Below are 1,169 nucleotides of genomic sequence, written 5' to 3' on the forward strand. Positions count from 1 at the left end.
ATACGTTTCAAAGGTGGAGTCGAAACAGAATACGTTTCAAAGGTGGAGTCGAATCAAAAGTGATTCGAGGGTGGAGTTTCAGCAGAGCTGAAATGGTTTTAACCAGGAATGGTTTAGATGCCGAAAATGCACAAGTACATGGATGTATGCAGGTAGAATAACGCACAAATACATGGATGTATGCAGGTAGAATAACGCAGGAGCAGTTATCGAGGAGCAGTTATCGAGGGGCAATTTTCGGTGGAGTCGAGACTATTCGCCTCGAGGTAGCTTTTCGTCAGCCTGTGCAAAAGCGAGATCCCGGCCTTGACTCAGGCATCCATGCTTCGTTCTACCTCCTACATCCTGTAGTCGTACGCCAGGATGACGAGGAAAGAGACGGTTCGTTGTCATAGCGTTAGCCGTCACCTAAAAACCGCAAGCGGAGCAGGTTTTATCCACCTTCGTCAGAGTCCACCATAAAATAGACGCAGTGGAATATTTTACTCCACCTTATGACTTAAGGAGCTTTTATGTCAGTCGTTGGCATAGGTAATGATTTATTAGAGATTGCCCGGATTGTGAATATGCCGCCAAGGGCATGTGAAAAGCTTTCGATGCGAATTCTGACGAAATCGGAGCTGCAGATATACGCGCAGCATAATTATCCGCAACGATTTCTGGCAAAACGCTGGGCCGCCAAAGAAGCCGCTGCTAAGGCACTTGGAACGGGGATTGCCAATGGGGTATCGTTTCAGCACATAGAAATATCCAATCTTGATAATGGTCAGCCACGACTATCGTTTAGCGGCCGGGCATTAGAAATTGCCGAACAGCTCAATGCCCGTAGCTTTCATATCAGCCTGTCTGATGAAGAGCATTATGCAATGGCGTTTGTGGTGTTGAGCGAATAGATACCGGCCTCGAGATCCCTATCGCGGAACGGAATATCTCGACAGGTGACAAACGCAGTAAACGAACTGCGTCAAGGTGGCATTCCGCATTAGAAATTCAAATAGGTGCGAGTGCGAACTAAAGCTCTATTCGGGGGCTACCCTTCCCGTCATTCCCAGACACTACTGGGAAACTAAAACAACAGCAGATCCCCACTTCCGTGAGGATGACGAAAGGGCGTGAGGATGACTATATTACCGTCATTCCCAGACACTACTGGGAATCTAAGGCAACAG

General features: G+C 47.6%; 1 protein-coding gene. It reads left to right on the forward strand.

Annotated elements, in window-relative coordinates; genetic code table 11:
* Positions 1-512: 512 nt before the first annotated feature.
* The gene (acpS, locus tag ACHUFQ_RS01255) at positions 513-893 is read left to right on the forward strand and encodes a holo-ACP synthase (protein ID WP_394172225.1); all 381 of its coding nucleotides are present in this window, start codon (positions 513-515) and stop codon (positions 891-893) included.
* Positions 894-1,169 lie beyond the last annotated feature (276 nt).

The organism is Thalassotalea litorea (genome assembly GCF_043642205.1).
In the GTDB taxonomy this organism is placed as follows: domain Bacteria; phylum Pseudomonadota; class Gammaproteobacteria; order Enterobacterales; family Alteromonadaceae; genus Thalassotalea_A; species Thalassotalea_A litorea.

Coding starts and splice junctions, on each gene's coding strand:
- acpS (WP_394172225.1), top strand. CDS start 513: ATGTCAGTCGTTGGCATAGGTAATGATTTATTAGAGATTGCCCGGATT.